The 16,036-nt window shown below is 59.8% G+C and carries 14 protein-coding genes; 3 read left to right on the forward strand and 11 right to left on the reverse strand.

What is annotated here, in order from left to right; genetic code table 11:
- Window positions 1-3: 3 nt before the first annotated feature.
- The gene (locus JK176_RS04095; protein WP_211586532.1) at window positions 4-1,215 is read right to left on the reverse strand and encodes an efflux RND transporter periplasmic adaptor subunit; all 1,212 of its coding nucleotides are present in this window, start codon (window positions 1,213-1,215) and stop codon (window positions 4-6) included.
- 114 nt (window positions 1,216-1,329) lie between these two features.
- On the opposite strand from JK176_RS04095, the gene JK176_RS04100 reads away from it, so the two are divergent.
- Window positions 1,330-2,010 carry a TetR/AcrR family transcriptional regulator gene (locus JK176_RS04100; RefSeq protein WP_249194184.1) on the forward strand — a complete coding sequence of 227 codons (681 nt, stop codon included), beginning with the start codon at window positions 1,330-1,332 and terminating at the stop codon, window positions 2,008-2,010.
- On the opposite strand, the gene JK176_RS04105 is transcribed toward JK176_RS04100, so the two are convergent.
- Genes JK176_RS04105 through JK176_RS04125 form a run of 5 tightly spaced genes read right to left on the reverse strand, consistent with a single transcriptional unit; the run spans window position 2,007 to window position 7,359 of the window.
- The gene (locus JK176_RS04105; RefSeq protein ID WP_211586534.1) at window positions 2,007-4,556 is read right to left on the reverse strand and encodes a lipopolysaccharide assembly protein LapB; all 2,550 of its coding nucleotides are present in this window, start codon (window positions 4,554-4,556) and stop codon (window positions 2,007-2,009) included. The genes JK176_RS04100 and JK176_RS04105 overlap by 4 nt on opposite strands.
- On the reverse strand, window positions 4,553-5,275 hold the full coding sequence (locus JK176_RS04110) for a MotE family protein (RefSeq protein ID WP_211586536.1): 723 nt from the start codon (window positions 5,273-5,275) through the stop codon (window positions 4,553-4,555). Before JK176_RS04110 ends, JK176_RS04105 begins: the two co-directional genes overlap by 4 nt.
- Window positions 5,276-5,282: 7 nt before the next feature.
- Complete coding sequence (locus JK176_RS04115) at window positions 5,283-5,771, reverse strand: DUF6468 domain-containing protein (RefSeq protein ID WP_211586538.1); 489 nt, start codon at window positions 5,769-5,771, stop codon at window positions 5,283-5,285.
- Window positions 5,772-5,785: 14 nt separating this feature from the next.
- The gene (fliM, locus tag JK176_RS04120; protein ID WP_211575193.1) at window positions 5,786-6,889 is read right to left on the reverse strand and encodes a flagellar motor switch protein FliM; all 1,104 of its coding nucleotides are present in this window, start codon (window positions 6,887-6,889) and stop codon (window positions 5,786-5,788) included.
- Complete coding sequence (locus JK176_RS04125; RefSeq protein WP_194261257.1) at window positions 6,886-7,359, reverse strand: flagellar basal body-associated FliL family protein; 474 nt, start codon at window positions 7,357-7,359, stop codon at window positions 6,886-6,888. Before JK176_RS04125 ends, fliM begins: the two co-directional genes overlap by 4 nt.
- Before the next feature lie 105 nt (window positions 7,360-7,464).
- Between JK176_RS04125 and JK176_RS04130 the strand changes: the two genes are divergently transcribed.
- Both JK176_RS04130 and JK176_RS04135 read left to right on the forward strand, forming a co-directional pair.
- Complete coding sequence (locus JK176_RS04130; protein ID WP_408874180.1) at window positions 7,465-8,646, forward strand: transglycosylase SLT domain-containing protein; 1,182 nt, start codon at window positions 7,465-7,467, stop codon at window positions 8,644-8,646.
- 192 nt (window positions 8,647-8,838) lie between these two features.
- The gene (locus JK176_RS04135) at window positions 8,839-10,257 is read left to right on the forward strand and encodes an amino acid permease (protein WP_211586541.1); all 1,419 of its coding nucleotides are present in this window, start codon (window positions 8,839-8,841) and stop codon (window positions 10,255-10,257) included.
- A gap of 80 nt (window positions 10,258-10,337) precedes the next feature.
- On the opposite strand, the gene JK176_RS04140 is transcribed toward JK176_RS04135, so the two are convergent.
- From JK176_RS04140 to pstB, 5 genes are read right to left on the reverse strand one after another with little or no spacing between them, the layout of a single operon-like run.
- The gene (locus tag JK176_RS04140) at window positions 10,338-12,446 is read right to left on the reverse strand and encodes a prolyl oligopeptidase family serine peptidase (protein ID WP_349291899.1); all 2,109 of its coding nucleotides are present in this window, start codon (window positions 12,444-12,446) and stop codon (window positions 10,338-10,340) included.
- A gap of 31 nt (window positions 12,447-12,477) precedes the next feature.
- Window positions 12,478-13,773 (reverse strand): ATP-binding protein, encoded by a 1,296-nt coding sequence (locus tag JK176_RS04145; RefSeq protein ID WP_349291900.1) that lies wholly within the window; start codon window positions 13,771-13,773, stop codon window positions 12,478-12,480.
- A gap of 3 nt (window positions 13,774-13,776) precedes the next feature.
- Window positions 13,777-14,499 (reverse strand): response regulator, encoded by a 723-nt coding sequence (locus JK176_RS04150; protein WP_099285662.1) that lies wholly within the window; start codon window positions 14,497-14,499, stop codon window positions 13,777-13,779.
- Window positions 14,496-15,230, reverse strand: coding sequence for a phosphate signaling complex protein PhoU (phoU, locus tag JK176_RS04155; RefSeq protein WP_211586542.1), 735 nt, complete (start codon window positions 15,228-15,230; stop codon window positions 14,496-14,498). The genes JK176_RS04150 and phoU overlap by 4 nt, the downstream gene beginning before the upstream one ends.
- A 6-nt stretch (window positions 15,231-15,236) precedes the next feature.
- Window positions 15,237-16,025 (reverse strand): phosphate ABC transporter ATP-binding protein PstB, encoded by a 789-nt coding sequence (gene pstB, locus JK176_RS04160; RefSeq protein WP_099285664.1) that lies wholly within the window; start codon window positions 16,023-16,025, stop codon window positions 15,237-15,239.
- Window positions 16,026-16,036 lie beyond the last annotated feature (11 nt).

Raw genomic sequence — 16,036 nt, forward strand, 5'->3', positions numbered from 1 at the left:
GGGTTACTCCGCCTTTCCCGCAGGTGCTGCGGGCGGCGCTTCATGAGGCGATACTTTCGCACCCGGCTGCACTTTCTGCAGGCCGCTCACCATCACCTTCTCGCCTGCCTTCAGACCGTCCGAAACGAGCCAGGACTCGCCGACCGTCCGCAGGACCTGAATGGAACGCTGGCTGACCTTGTTCTCGCCGTCCACGACCATGACATAAGGATTGCCCTTGGCATCCCGTGCCACCGCAACCTGCGGCACCAGCATACCGTGCGGATCAATGCCTTCCTGAATGTGGGCATTCACGAACATGCCCGGCAGAAGCAGATGATCAGGGTTCGGGAAAACGGCACGCATGACGAGCGTTCCGGTTGCCGGATCAACCGTGACTTCGGAAAGCTGGAGCTTTCCTCGCACCGGATATTCGGTGTTGTCTTCCAGCCGCAGACCGACCGCCGCATCCGTGCCATTCCGCTCCAGCTGCCCATCCGCCAGTTCACGCTTCAGGCGCAACATGTCGGTGGCGGCCAGATTGACGTCCACGTAAATCGGGTCGAGCCGTGTCACAACCGCAACCGGCTGGGTCTGCCCCGCCGTCAGAAGCGCACCCGCCGTATAAAGCGTACGACCAATACGCCCACTGATGGGCGCACGAACATGCGTGTAATTCAGATTGACAGCCGCCGCTTCCAGCGCTGCCTTCGCCTGTGCCACCTGGGCCTCGGCCTCACGCGCCGTTGCCAGCGTATTATCGAAATCCTGCGAACTCACAGCATGAACCGCCACCAGCGGACGATACCGCTTGAGCTGCCCGTCTGCCCGCGCCGACACGGCCTGTGCGTTCAGCAGCTGCGCCTTTGCCTGGTCGTAAGCGGCCTGATAAGGCGCGATGTAGATCTGGAAAAGCTGCTGCCCAGCCTTGACGTCCGCACCCTGCTCGAAATCACGCGAGACAATGACACCATTCACCTGCGGACGGATCTGCGCCTGTTCGTAAGCATCCGTCCGTCCCGGCAGGGACGTCTCAAGCGTGACCGGCTGGGTCTTGAGCGTGACCACATCGACAGGCTGGGGCGGCATCTGGGGAGGGGGCGTTTTTTTCTGACACCCTGCCACCAGCAGCGGGAGCGCCAGAAGCGGCACCAGAAAACTGCCCCTCCCACCCCACGAACCGACCGGAGACAGGGCAGCAGAACAATTCAAAGACATTTTCTGAAAAGAAGGCATGATACGGCCGCTATCCTGTGATACAGAAACCCGCTAGTTTCCCGCGAGGACGGAAACTAGCGGGTTTCTTTGACAGACGTCAATTCGGTCTGTGAAATAATATCGGAGTTCATCTTGCCCAGTCAGTCGAGCAGCCAGTCCGAAGACCGGAAACAGTCCTGCTGTGGCCGCCCAGCGCAGCTCGACGAAGCGGAAAGACGCAACCGGATTCTCGACGCCGCCAGTTCGGTCCTGATCACCCATGGCTATCACGCCACGTCGATGGACAGCATCGCGTCCTGCTCGGGAATGTCCAAAAAAACTCTCTACCAGTTTTTCGACTCCAAACAGGTCCTGTTCGAAACGCTGATCCTCGAGCGGCTGTTCGCTCCCATAAACTACACGCCCGTCCCCACAGACTCCATGGAAAAACAGCTTCTGGGCCTCATGACCAGTATTGCTGCCTGCATGTTCTGTGATGAGCGTCTGAGCCTGCTGCGCTCCGTCATTACGGAAACGAGCCGCAACCCCGCTGTCCGGCAACTGGTCGCAGATCTGTTTCAGCTCTCGGGGCGCGTTCTGCCCATTCAGAACTGGATGACCATTCAGTCCGAAGCAGGCAGACTGGACATTCCCGACATCACAGAAGCCTCGGACCTCCTTTTCGGCATGACACTCGGCGGCCCGACACTGGGACGCCTCACACATTGCAAACCGAGCCGTTCAAAAGAAAAGCTCGAGGAATTCATGGCTTACGGCATCAGGGTTTTTCTCGAAGGACATCGTCCCGTCCCCCCTCCCCCGAAAGGGCATTAACCACCAGCCGAGACGGGTGGCGTCGCGGCGCCATCCTTGCTCCCTGTCAACAGACTGAAAACACCTTCAGAAGCTGTCCCTTTCATCGACGGACCAAACCGGGTCTGAAGATTTCTGAGCGTCTGCTGATCCTGCGCTCTGGACGCATCTCCGCCAATCCGAAGAATGAGAGCCTGCTGGTCAGGAGAAAGCGGCACCTTCGCCGCCTCGCCAGCCCCGGGCAGCGCGTCCAGCATGGGCGTCAGGGCCTCCACCGCCCGGGACCACTCCCCTGCCTTTTCAGCCATCTGGGCCCTCAGCGTCCAGGCTCGCGGATCCCGAATAGTGGCAAGCTCGCCCGCTGCTTCATCCGAACGATGATCGGCCAGCGCAATCTGCGCACGCAAAAGCGCAACCTCCACGGACTGACTGCTGCTCCCTCCCGGCAGAGCCAGCGCCGCATCAGGAGAGCCTTCGGCAAACGCCGAGAGATCCTGCCGTGCTGCCTTGGCATCTCCCATATCGAGTTCAAGCCTAGCCAACCGGGTCCGGACCGCCATACCCTGCGCACCACTCTGAAGGTCCACAAGTTTCCTCAGAGCATCCCGTTCCTGATCCGGCAGCCCCATGGCTTCATAACGACGCGCCAGACCATCGAGAATATCCCGCTGTAAGGGAACGTTCTCTGAAGCTCCGTTCAGCGCATCCTTCAGAAACGCAACTTCATCCATATTCTGCCTTCCCCCTGAAGAAGGCGCCTGCGCCATACGGCGGATGATATCCGCCTTCTGGGACTCAACCTCGGACCTATCGTCAGGATAGAGGCGATTCCATTCCTGAATCGCCGCAGCAGCACCTGCGAGATTGCCACCCTTCATCAGCGCCTCAATCTGCAAAAGCCGGGCATTCTTTTCCCGACCCGCGATCCGAAGTGCCGGCAGAATGCCATCAACCTGATCGGCCACAGCCTGCGACGGCAGGGTTTTTCTGTCCAATGCCTGTCGAAGCAGCGCTTCTCGCGCCACCGGCCAGACCAGGGGCGACGTTTCATGTGACAGCGCCTTCAGCTTCTCTTCTGCATCCGGTGCATTCCGGCGAGCCGCCAGAAGCGCTTTCGCAAGAGCCACCTGCGGCTCATCTGGAAACTGCTCAAGAATTTTCGTCGCGTTTTCATTGCCATATCGCGCCACCCACTGGGCGGCAGACGGCATGAGACGGTCTCGCAAAGGGGCCGCATATGCCTGAAGAACAGGCAAGCCAGTCGCAATCAGGTCCGCCGTATGGCTATGGTCGCTTTCCAGCGTCCCTGATGCAGTCTGCCCAGCCCGACTGGCGGACGGCATAAGCATACGCATCATTCCACGCCAGAGCTGATCCTCAGGAGTACTCCCTCCATCTTCAGTCAGATAGGATGAGACTTCGCGCTGGTTAAGCACGGCCGAAATCTGTTGCAACCGGCGCGTCTCAGGTTTTTCCGCACCTTCCGGCCAGTCCTGCAACGCCACCTGCATGACTTCGCCCAGAAGCGGTCCATTTCCCGCGCGCGCTGCCGCCTGAGCAACCCGCATACGAGCCTCAAACCGGTCAGCCGACGAAGCCAGAGCGGCAGCATTCACACTCCTTCTAAGCGCCTCGCGAAGTTCTTCTGGTGCTCCGGCTCCCAGACTGACGCCACTCAGGGAGGAGCCATAGGGTTGAAGCCGGTTGGACGCCATCAAAGGAAAACTGCCCGGCCCCATCGTATCCAGAACCAGCTTTCCTGCCGCCTGACGCAATTCGATCTCGTCAGAATCAGCCGCAACCACCACACCCATCAGACTGCTTCGAACTGCAAAGCCGCTTCCCTGACGGCGCATGGGCTGTTCGATACGTCCCGATCGCGTCATTCCCAGCAGCAGCCTCCGACCCGAAGCCGGATCATCCAGTGCCACGACCTGTGGCAACCCATCCTGAACAGGCGATGTGAACGTCAATGCGTTTCCGTCCTGCCCCAGCAGCATATCAGCCTGAGGCTTTACGTCAGAAGCGATCGAAACCGTCCACCCCGCCCCCACAGGACGCAAAACCGGATCACGATCATCAGACACTCCGATGGTGATAACCGTTACATCAGGGAGAAGTCTGCTGGAGACGGACGTGAAAGGCCCGACGCCAGACAGGCCTGCCGTATCAAGAGCATGCCGTCCGGCCGCCACAAGGACGATATTCTGGCCGTTCCGAAAGGCTGCGACAGGCGTCAGTTCTCCAAGCGGCAGCCAGAGCCCGGTCGCGTCGGGAATTTGCATGGACGCTACGGGAGGCGCATTCACAACTTGAGGCCGAGGTTCGGATAGCGGAGCAGAATCGGCCGAAATCCGTTTCTCCTGCATCGCTTTTTCCGGGTGCGGGAAAAGCGGTGCAGGATCGTTCAGAAACGACCATCCAGCAGGCAACAGCTTCTCATCTGTTGCAGGACTGACATGGCCTTTCTCTGGTCCGGATTTTACACTGGACGTTCTGGTCTGCGCGGCGACTTCTCCTCCAAAGGAAGAAAAACCCAGAACTGCGGCCAGGATCGCCCTTTTCATCCGTTGCCACCCATCCGGGAGACAGGTCGTGCGTGGGAATTTGCCAACAGCTGCGTCGCCAGAATGGCGCGCTGAGGCGACATTGCTTCCATGATGGCTGAAGCCTTGCGAGGGTTCATCCTGTTGAGGAGCGCCACACCAACGCGCAAATCAAGAATGTTGAAGATCGCAGCAGCATCTTCCGGCCTCATCGTCTGATAGATTTTGACGAGCCGATCCGCGTCATCGTTCCGCAACTGGTCCGTATGTTGCTCGCTGCTTTCAAGCGCAGTTCGGGAATTTTCCAGCGCAGTCATGCGGCGCTGGAGTTCTTCCTCAGCAGCATCAACAAGACGTTGACGGTCATTCAGAGCCGCATCCCGGCGATCCAGTTCTTTCTCCCGTGAAGCAAGTTGCTCAGCAAGAGCAGGATCAGCTGGCTGGACCAAAGAAGGCACATCTGCGGGTGCAGGCCCCTTGCATCCCCCTTTGGCACACAGATCATCGGTTTTCGGAGAAGCCACAGTGGCAGAAGGAACGGTTTCAGCAGGCTTGGGAGGCTGAACCTGAGGAGGCGCCACTACAGGCACAACAGGTTGAGGTTGAGCCATGGCGACAGTGGTCAGAGCGGACGATGGGGTGTCTGTATCGCCCATCAGATCGCCCGCAATCGCGTAAACCTTAACCCCGAGAAGAACAATCATCAGGCCGCAGGCGAGATGTAGAATACGGAAAAACATGCCCTAGTTATCCCTGCTTCTGACGCAGAGCGCGCAGAAGCTCACGCTCGGCCGCGCTCTTGCTGCCACTGGGCTTCATCGTCCGCACTTCCTCCGGCTTCAGACGAAGCGCTGAACGAAACGACGTTTCTTCAGGCATTTCTTCAACCCGAGGCGCGGCTTTAGCTGCGACACGCCCGGCGGGCAGCAGGGATTCCAACTGCTGGGCAAGAGTTTCTGAGCGCTCACAGAGCATAGCCAGGTCCCGTTTCAGGCTCTTGCCGGACTCAACCGTCTTACCCAGAGCACGACCTACGAGTTCCGTGGTCTGACGCAGATGATCAATGCCGGACTGAGCCTGAGCACTGCTGGACTGAAGGCTGGAAATCAGGGCGTCGAGCTGACCCCGGTCACGCCGCAGCACGGACAGGGCCCGCCCCAGATAAAGGCTGTAAAAAATAGTCACCAGAAGCAGCACTGAAAGGGCAATTTCGATCCCAAGCTGAAATCTGTCCATGAAATATGCTCCGATCAGCTATAGGATGCGGCACGATCAGTACCGGGTTTCTGGTTAAGAACTTCTTCAATCTTGACGGCCACCTGTCCCTGCTTTCGCCCGACACGCCCTTTAAAAAGAACATGTTCACCACACCGCAGAGTGACGGGAGCGTCAGGTTTTCGGCGGAGAACCAGTTGATCTCCCGGGGCGAGCTTCATGATTTCTTTCAGACCCACGGTTTGCTCCTCCAGAACGGCATCGAGGGTCAGATCCGTTTGCCAGAGCTCCTCCGCCAGATGGCTCTCCCACATCCCGTCATGGCCGAATTTCTCTCCCATGAACTGCTGAAGCAGAATGTCCCGAACCGGCTCGAGTGTAGCGTGCGGCAGAACAACGTCTACGTCCCCGCCGCGACCTTCCATATCAATGCCGAACCGTGCGGTAATCACACCGTTCCCGGCCCGGCAGATCATTGCGAAACGTGAGTTCATTTCGAGACGCTCGAAATGAAAATTGACCGCACAGAGCGGGCTGAAACTTGTTTCCAGATCATCAAGAATAATTCTGACCATAGGCTCGATCAGGGCGCGTTCAATGGCTGTGTGATGTCGGCCCGTCTGTCGGGCGATCGCCGGACCATCGTTTCGGACATGGCCGCCGAGCAGTGCATCGACAATGCTGTAGATCAGAGAAGAGCTCAGTACGATGATACCGTAGTTGTCCCATTCTTCCGCCTTGAAGACCGCGAACATGGCCTGCCCCGGAACATTTTCGAGATAGTCTCCAAAACGTTGGGAACCCAGCCGGTCCATGGACGCTTCAACATTGTCGCTTGTGAAATTCCGCAGGCTGGTGGTCAGGATCCGCGTGAAACGGTCAAAAACAACTTCGAGCATGGGCAGGCGCTCGGACGATATGCCAGACGTACTGACAACACGTTCGATTCCGCTGCTGTGCGAAGGGCCGCTGACTGCCGAATCGTTCCCAAAAAAGCTGTCGATTTCGGCTTGGCTGAGAACCTGATCGCTACCTTGTTCAAAAGCAGAAAATCCGTTTCCGGCGAGCGGGAAAGCCGCCGCAGGTATCCCGGGATCCTGATCTGCAAACGTGGTGTCGGCCTGTTGGTCGTCGCTCACTGAACCAGCACCTCTACGAAAAAGAGATCCCTGACCCGAAGAGGCGCCACGATATTGGTGATCTGGGCCAGCATTGTTTCCCGCAAACGATAGATGCCGCTTCCGGAAAGCTCCGAGGGCTGCATCCCATGCAGGCAGGTCTGGAAAGCATCCTGAATCTGAGGCATCAGGGCGGCGACATTTTCGGCATTCTTCCCGTCTTCAACCTCCAGCCGCGCGCCGATCCGGACATACCGTGTCCGATCAGATCCGGAGTCGAGATTGGAGAGAATGGTCGGGATGGTGATGGTCGTCCATTTCACGGGCTGGGCAGCAGTCTTGGCGGCCGGGGTTGCCGCGTGATGAAAATGCTTCCATGCAAAGGCTCCACCACCCGTCAGAAGCAGGCATGCGAGCACTGCAAGGATGATGATCTTGCGCTTACCCCCCTTCTTGACCGGGGTTTCGTTTTCCGGAGTCTCCGTCGTCACCGTTTGCCTGCCTTCTCTTTCGGACAGTGCTCATCATCTGCGTAAAAGATTAACAGTGGGTTTATGATGCTCAGGAAAAGGCAAGTCTTCCTTCAGACGGGAACCATGATCCTGAGCCTCACGGCCCTTGCAGGCTGCGCGTCCCAGCGTTCTCCTTATAACCGCTATTATTCTTCAAGCGGGGCCTACCGCGCACCGGGACCGGCCGGAGATCCCTGGCGGCCTTACATCCTACAGGCCGCCAGCCGCTTCTCGATTCCGCAGGACTGGATCCGGGCCGTCATCCATCAGGAATCGGGAGGCCACCAGTTTCTGGACGGACGGCCCATCACCTCCCATTCCGGGGCCATGGGACTGATGCAGCTCATGCCACAGACCTACGCCGACATGCGCTCGCGCTATGGTTTGAGGTCGGACCCTTACGAACCTCATGACAACATCATGGCCGGCACCGGCTATATCAGCATCCTCGCGAGAAAATACGGAGCCCCGGCCTTTCTTGCGGCCTACAATGCAGGGCCGCAGCGACTTGAGGAGTACCTTTCCGAAGGACGCCAACTCCCCAACGAAACCGTCAATTACGTTGCGAGCATCACCCCTCATCTGGGCACGCAGATTGCCATGACAGGCCCCTTGGCCGCCTATGCCAGCGCCGATCAGTTGAACGCCTCCCAGTCCGGAGCCTCCTATGCCGGACTGCCAATGGCCCAGAGCACTCCTGCGCCCGTCGTGACGGCCTCGCGCAGTGTCGAGCAGGTCTGGGCAAGCCGACATGTCACGAGCGCTGCGGCCCAGACACCGATTGCAGAACCGATCGCCGCTCCCAGTGCCGTGCCCTGCAATCCGGACGACGCCTACGATCCGAACGTCCCCTGTGCCATCCAGCCTGTTGGGGCCTCTCAGCTCCCTCCGCCCTCTGCCACGGTCGCGTCCCGTCCTCTCCCTGCGCCTCCCGTCATGCAGACGCCGCATACGCTTCCGGTTCAACCGACGGAATCGACCACAGTGGTCGTGGGCTATCACCGGCCAGGAAGCTATGGGTCCTGGGCCGTTCAGGTGGGGGCCTTTGGCAGTATCGGACAGGCGAGATTCGCCGCGACCATGGCACGGCAGGCAGCTTTCACACCGCTTCAGTCTGCTCGAATCGAAGTCCACCCTACACCAAGTCATGGCACCACTGTCTGGCGCGCGCGCCTGACAGGGATCAGCCGCGTTGGAGCCGCCGAAGCCTGCTCAACTCTTTCCGGACAGGGAATGGCCTGCATGGCCGTTCCGCCGGGGCATTGACGGCACAGTCAGCAGCCCAGTTTCACCCATGCAATCAATCCGCGTTGGCAATGTGGCGACTTTCGCCTATGTTTCCATGCATGAGACACATAGCTGCCGCGCATGAAGCGTAGGCCCACCGGGCCTCCGCCTCTCGTCACGCCCTTTCAGCTTCACCGAACACCCTTCCAGACGACTTCTCAGGACGCGCAGATGACGACAAGCCCGGCTCCCGATCACACCCCGACCCATCAGACAGGGGCCATCAGCGAGGAAGGCTATCACAAGGATCTCGGACGCCGTCATGTCCAGATGATCGCTATCGGGGGTGCCATTGGTACAGGACTGTTCCTTGGAGCAGGCTCACGCCTTCAGATGGCTGGCCCCTCTCTTGCCATTATCTACGCAGTCTGCGGCGTTTTTTCGTTCCTGATCCTGCGCGCACTGGGCGAACTGGTCATGTATCGCCCGACCAGCGGCAGCTTCGTGACCTATGCGCGCGAGTTCCTCGGTGAGCGTGCCGCTTACATGGCAGGCTGGCTGTCCTTCCTGAACTGGGCGATGACCGGCATCGTCGATATCACGGCCGTTGCCCTCTATATGCATTACTGGGCGGTTTTCCTGCCGATTCCACAATGGGTTTTCGCTCTTGTAGCACTGACGATCGTCGGCACCATGAACATGATCGGTGTGCGCTACTTCGGCGAGATGGAGTTCTGGTTCTCCCTTATCAAAGTCGTAGCGCTAACGCTTTTCCTGATTGCAGGCGCTCTCATTCTTGGCACGCGCATGCCGGTTGCCGGCCACACGACAGGCTTTCACCTGATTACCGAAAACGGCGGTATCTTCCCGCATGGACTGTTTTCGGCCCTCATGCTGCTTCAGGGCGTGGTGTTCGCCTATTCCGGTATCGAACTGCTGGGTACCGCCGCAGGCGAATGCGAGGATGCCCGTGAAATCCTCCCGCGCGCTGTCAACAGCGTGATCTGGCGCATTGCCCTGTTCTATGTCGGCTCGGTTATCCTACTGGTCTGCCTGCTGCCCTGGACCGAATATCACGCCGGCATCAGCCCGTTCGTGACGTTCTTTCAGGCGCTTGGCATTCCGGGCATCGGTACCATCATGAACATCGTGGTGCTGACGGCGGCGCTTTCCAGCCTCAATTCCGGCCTGTACTCCACGGGACGGGTGCTGCGCGCCCTGTCTCTCGGTGGCTCCGGCCCCCGTGCCCTGAGCAAGCTGAACAAAAGCTCCGTGCCTTATGTCGGCATTCTCACCACACTGGCCGTATATCTGGTGGGCGTGATGCTGAACTATCTCATCCCGTCCCGTGTGTTTGAAATCGTCCTGAATTTCTCGGCGCTGGGTATCATCAGCACATGGGGCTTCATCCTGCTGTGCCAGCTCCGGCTGCGGGCCGCGATCAATCGCGGGGATATCATGCCAACGGGCTTCAACATGCCCGGCGCTCCTTATACGACATGGGCGACGCTGGGTTTTCTGGGCTTCGTTCTGGTCATGATGGCTTTCGACTACCCGGACGGCACGATCACGATCGGCGCCATCCCGCTGATCGGCGCCGTGCTGATCGGGGGCTGGTGCCTGCTGGACCGCAGCCGCCGCCACGGCTGAGATTCCGTTTTTCCGGCTTTTGGCATTAAAAAAGGGCGCTCTGTTGAGCGCCCTTTTTCATGTCCGCATGATGCGAAGACTTATTTCGCCTGCCCCAGTTCGGACCACAGATACGCATAGCTGAGTGCCTGCGTCTGGGCGATTTCCTTCTGGCTGGCCCCGAAACCATGACCGCCCGCGACCTGCTCCCAGTAATAATAGGGCAGTTTGAGTTCGCTCATCCGCCAGGCGAAACGCCGTGCATGAACCGGGCCGACGCGATCATCCTTGGTCGTCGTCTCAATGAACGGTACGGGATATTTCACATCGGGCCTGAGGTTCTGAAGCGGCGAAATTCCGCGCAGGAACGCCTTCTGTTCGGGGATGGAGACCGTTCCATATTCCCCGACCCACGACGCCCCAGCGGACATGTGTTCGTAGTTCATCATATCCAGCAGCGGCACTTCAATATCGACGGCCTTCCAAAAATCCGGATGCTGCGTGAACTCCACGCCCATCAGCAGACCGCCATTGGAACCGCCCTGAATCGCCAGATGCTGCGGCGACGTCACTTTGCGGTCCATCAGGTCCTTCGCCACGGCAGCAAAGTCGTCATAAATCCGCTGGCGATTGGTCTTCAGACCCGCATCGTGCCAGGCCGGTCCAAATTCTCCACCGCCGCGGATATTCGCCAGAACATAAACCCCGCCGCGCGCCAGCCAGTTATTGCCGATCCCGGCCGAATAGAACGGGAAAAGCGGCACTTCAAACCCGCCATAAGCGTAAAGCAGTGTCGGGTTGGTTCCATCCAGCGTCATATCCCGGGGATGGACGATGAAATACGGAATGCTGGTACCGTCTTTCGAGCGAACCTCCTGCTGCTCCACTGCCATCTTCGAGGCGTCGAACTGCGCTGGCAGCGTATGGAGCTTCTGGACCGAAGCCGTATCGCTGTTGATCTCCCAAAGCGTGGTGGGGCTTAGAAATCCGGTCGAGACGGCATAAGCCATCGGGCTGTCTTCGTCAGTACTGGCAAGTTCAACAGACATGTTCTGCGGCAGAGGCAGATCCCGGTGTGTGAAGGTCGCCCCCGCAGGCGTGTAGATCGAAATCTTGCCCCGCACATTGTCATAGAGCGTGACGATCAGATGGCCATGGCTCGTGGACGCCCCCTCAATCATCTGACGGCCCGTCGGTGCCACCAGAAGCTGGGGTGCCACCGTTGCCGCAGCCGGATCGACCAGCACCACGCTGCCCTGTGGGAAGGTCTGCGCCCCGACCTTCCAGTCTTCCTTAAGCTGGATCACCAGCCGGCCATTGAACAGCCCGGCAACATCCGCCTTCAGGGGAATGGCGACCTGCGTCACCTGACCGTCCCGATACAGGAACAGCTTCGACGAAAACGCATCCAGCCCTTCGCGGATCAGCGTGACCTGGTGTCCTGCGCCGTCATGCAGCACTTCCGGTCCGACTTCGACGTCCTTCCGGCTGCCGGTGAAGACCGTCTGCGCCTGATCGAGGGACTGGCCGCGCTTGAGAAGCTTCACGATGTACGGGTAGGACGATTCCGTCACATCGGCAGACGTCCAGGGATAGCTGACCAGAAGCGTGTCACGGTCCAGCCAGCTCGAATCCTGCTTGGCATGCGGAAGGTTGAACCCGCCCTCGACGAATTTTCCAGTCCGCAGATCGAATTCCCGCACGGTCTTGGCGTCCTCGCCACCGTCGGAGAGGTGCAGCAGGCAGAGATTCTGCTGGCTGTGCAGGCAGTCCACCCCGCCATAAACCCAGTTACGCTTTTCCTTCGCCGCCAGCGCATCCAGATCCAGCGCGACAGTCCATTCCGGATGATCGGTCGCATAGGAATCCGGTGTCGTCCGGCGCAGGACACCCCGCAGATGTCGGTCATCCCGCCAGAAATTATAGATCATCCCGTCGATCTGGATGGGAGAGGCGAGGCGATCATGCGTCTGAAGCAGTTTCAGGGACGTCGCATACAGGCTCTGGTAAAGCGGACCATGCCCCAGAAGGCGCAGGGTACGATCGTTCTGATCCTTCACCCAGGCCATCGCCTGCGCGCCATTAATGTCGCTCAGCCAGGCAGGAATAGTGTCGGGAACATCCGCCGCATGAAGCGGCGTGAACATGCTGCCCGTCAGCAGAGCGGCCAGACCGGCCCGGCGAAAACTGCGGAAAACTGTCACAGTCACAATACCTTCTGATTGTTTCAGAAAGAAACTGTCATTCCACCAGCGAAACCGCAAGTGTCGCCCCCGCAGCGGGCAGCCAGACCAGACAGGTCGTACCCTTGCCCGGCGCGCTCGCAATCCGCAGACGCCCGCCATGCCGGTCAAGAATATGCCGCACGATGGACAGACCCAGGCCCGTCCCCTGCCCGGCTCCATCAGTCGGCGCACCCACACGATAGAAACGCTCGGTCAGGCGCGGCAGATGATGCGCCTCCATCCCGCAGCCATTGTCCTCGATCCCCAGAATGACGCCCCCATCCGCAGGCCACCGATCATCGGGAATGACAGCACGCCGCGCCGACAATGTGATGGTCAGGGGCTCGTCTTCCTTTGCACCATAGCGCAGGGCATTTTCGATCAGGTTGAGCAGCACCTGGACCATTTCGTCCTCGTCGGCCCGCACCATGAGGTCGTCTTCGATTTCGAGAGTCAGCGTGCGTCCTTCCCGCTCGAAACGCGGCGCGACCTCCCCGAGCACAACCGCCATCAGATCCGCCACATCCACCAGATCGCGCGGGCGCTGATGCTCGTGCGCCTGAACGCGCGACAGATACAGAAGGCGGTCGATCAGCCGCTTCAACCGCTCGGATTGCTGACGCATGATATCGAGAAACTGCTGTCGCATGACCGGATTTTCCCCGGCCGCGCCCTGCAATGCGTCGATAAATCCGCTCAGCGACGCCAGCGGCGTACGCAATTCATGGCTGGCGTGCGCCACGAAGTCCGTTCGCGTCCGGTCCGCAGCCCGCGCCTCGCTATGATCGTTCAGAACGACCAGAACACGCTTGTCCTGCCCCTTGCCGCCCGGAAGACGACGCAGCATCAGATGAAGCGTCCGCGGAACCGGCACATCAAGCGTGAACGTCGTGGAGCAAACGGGCGGCAGGTCGCCACGGCTGTTACCCTCCGCTGTGCCGGATGGTGCCGGAACGCGCAAAGCCGCAGACAGGGCCGAGCGGGCCGCTGGATGACGCAGGATCGCGCCCACCGTTTCCCCGAACTGGGACGCTGCCTCTTCATTGACCTGCACGATCGCTCCCAGCCCGTCCAGAACCACAGCACACGCTGGCAGCGGATCGACCGGCAGATCGGCTGGCGAGACAGGTTTCAGATAATCGTCAGGAGGCGACGTCGGAACGCGCGGCTGCCGCAGCAGGAGCCAGACCGCCAGCACCCATCCCGCGAGCGCCACACAGACAAGGACCATGCCTACCTGCAACGGCAGCGTGTCCGCTACAGACGGAAGTCCTCCTCCCGGCAGCGCTCCGGAAAGTGCTCCCGACGACACCCGTCAGGCGCCGTCCGTCGTCGGGCCGTCATCCAGCGCATAACCAGCCGCACGCACGGTCCGCACCAGATCCATCTCGCCGGGCCCATTGATGGCCTTGCGCAGACGCCGGATATGGACATCGATCGTCCGGATCTCGACATGAATGTTCTGCCCCCAGATCCGGCGCAGCAGATCCTCGCGGGAGAACACCTTGCGCGGATTGCGGATCAGCAGGTCCAGCAGGCGATATTCCGTCGGCCCCAGAGACAGCATCCGACCGCCACGCTCCACGCGGTGCGTTTCGGGGTCGAGTGTGATATCCGCGAAGGACAGACGGTCATAAGAAGACTGGTGCCGCCGCAGCAGAGCGCGCAGACGCGCATCAAGCGTATCGACACTGCACGGCTTCATCAGATAATCGTCCGCACCCGTGTCCAAGCCACGGATCGCATCCTGCTCGGCCGAACGCGCCGTCAGCAACAGCACCGGCACGTCACGCAGCGCAGGATTGGCCCGGATGCGACGGCACACATCCAGTCCGGACAGACCCGGAAGCATCCAGTCCAGAACAACGGCATCCGGACGGGATGTCTCCAGCGCCAGAAGCGCCGCTTCTCCGTCTTCCGCCGTCTCGACGCGATAGCCGCGCTGTTCGAGATTGTAGCAGGTCATCAGCAGCAGGGCAGGATCGTCCTCGACGAGAAGAACGAGCCCCTTGGCACGTGCGGGGGATGGGCTCTTCACCGAACGTCCGGCTCCTGCATCGTTTCCGTCACCGTCAGGGCGGAAGCCGGACCACCGCGCGGACGCAGGGACGGCAGATTATCGCCGGTCACGGCGTAGAAAACGCGCTCGGCGATATTGGTCGCATGATCGCCGATCCGCTCAAGGTTCTTGGCGATGAACAGCAGTTCCGTGCAGGCGCGGATGTTGCGGGCATCTTCCATCATGTACGTCACGAGTTCACGGAACAGAGCCGTGTAATATTCGTCCACCGCACGGTCCGAGTGCCAGACTTCCATGGCCCGGTTGGAATCCTGCTGCGTAATCGCATCAATCGAACGGCGCAGGTTTTCCTGCACGAGGCGTCCCATGCTGCGTAGACCCGAGAGCGAAATCTGGTTTTCCGGCATCCGGATCCGCAGCGAACGGCGCGCGATGGAAGACGCATAATCGCCAATCCGCTCCAGATCGCCCGTGATTTTCAGCGCCGCCACGATCTCACGCAGATCGCCCGCCATCGGGCTTCGCAACGCCAGAAGACGGATCGCGAGGCTCTCGACCTCACGTTCGAGCTGGTCCACTTCCGGGTCCTGACGCGCCGCTGCATCGGCAGCTTCCTCGTTACGGTCCGCAATGGCGGACAGCGCGAGGGCGACCTGATTTTCCACGATGCCGCCCATCTGCGCCATCATGGAGCGGAGCTGGCCCAGCTCCTGTTCGTAGCTTTTGACGATGTGAGATCTGTCAGCCATGACGCGTTATCCAAACCTGCCGGTGATGTAGTCCTGGGTCTGCTGCTGCTTCGGATTGGTGAACATCCGGTCCGCGCTGTCCACTTCGATCAGACGCCCCATGTAGAAGAACGCTACCTGATCCGCACAGCGTGCAGCCTGCTGCATGTTGTGGGTCACGATCGCAATCGTGAACTCTTCCTTAAGCTCGTCAAGCAGTTCTTCAATACGCGCTGTGGAAATCGGGTCGAGCGCCGAGGTCGGTTCGTCAAGCAGCAGAACTTCAGGCCGCGTTGCAATAGAGCGTGCAATGCACAGACGCTGCTGCTGACCGCCGGAAAGACCGGAAGCAGGAGCGTTCAGACGGTCCCGAACTTCGTTCCACAGCGCCACACGCGTCAGGACGTCCTGAACGCGCGCATCCATGTCCGCCTTGTTCAGCTTTTCATGCAGACGCACACCGAACGCAATGTTGTCATAGATCGACATCGGAAACGGCGTCGGCTTCTGGAACACCATACCCACACGCGCACGCAGGATATTCAGGTCCAGATCATGATCCAGAATATTGCGCCCGTCGAACATCACTTCGCCAGTCGCGCGCTGGCCGGGATACAGGTCATACATGCGGTTGAAAATCCGCAACAACGTGGATTTACCACAGCCGCTCGGCCCGATCATGGCCGTTACCCGACGGGCCTGAAAATCCACCGAAATGTCATGCAGGGCGTGGTTTTCGCCATAATAGAAATTCAGGTTGCGAACAGCCAGCGCCACTTCAGGGCTCTTCGCCGCCTGCGGATCAGTCTTGGTCATCATGGAATCCT

Source organism: Gluconobacter sp. Dm-73 (genome assembly GCF_018256215.1).
In the GTDB taxonomy this organism is placed as follows: Bacteria; Pseudomonadota; Alphaproteobacteria; order Acetobacterales; family Acetobacteraceae; genus Gluconobacter; species Gluconobacter cadivus.

What these genes read in the sequence shown, in the direction of transcription:
- phoU (WP_211586542.1), bottom strand. Translation starts at nt 15,230, where the DNA reads ATGGCTGACAGATCTCACATCGTCAAAAGCTACGAACAGGAGCTGGGC.
- JK176_RS04095 (WP_211586532.1), bottom strand. Translation starts at nt 1,215, where the DNA reads ATGCCTTCTTTTCAGAAAATGTCTTTGAATTGTTCTGCTGCCCTGTCT.
- JK176_RS04135 (WP_211586541.1), top strand. Translation starts at nt 8,839, where the DNA reads ATGACGACAAGCCCGGCTCCCGATCACACCCCGACCCATCAGACAGGG.
- JK176_RS04115 (WP_211586538.1), bottom strand. Translation starts at nt 5,771, where the DNA reads ATGGACAGATTTCAGCTTGGGATCGAAATTGCCCTTTCAGTGCTGCTT.
- JK176_RS04110 (WP_211586536.1), bottom strand. Translation starts at nt 5,275, where the DNA reads ATGTTTTTCCGTATTCTACATCTCGCCTGCGGCCTGATGATTGTTCTT.
- JK176_RS04130 (WP_408874180.1), top strand. Translation starts at nt 7,465, where the DNA reads ATGATCCTGAGCCTCACGGCCCTTGCAGGCTGCGCGTCCCAGCGTTCT.
- JK176_RS04105 (WP_211586534.1), bottom strand. Translation starts at nt 4,556, where the DNA reads ATGAAAAGGGCGATCCTGGCCGCAGTTCTGGGTTTTTCTTCCTTTGGA.
- pstB (WP_099285664.1), bottom strand. Translation starts at nt 16,025, where the DNA reads ATGACCAAGACTGATCCGCAGGCGGCGAAGAGCCCTGAAGTGGCGCTG.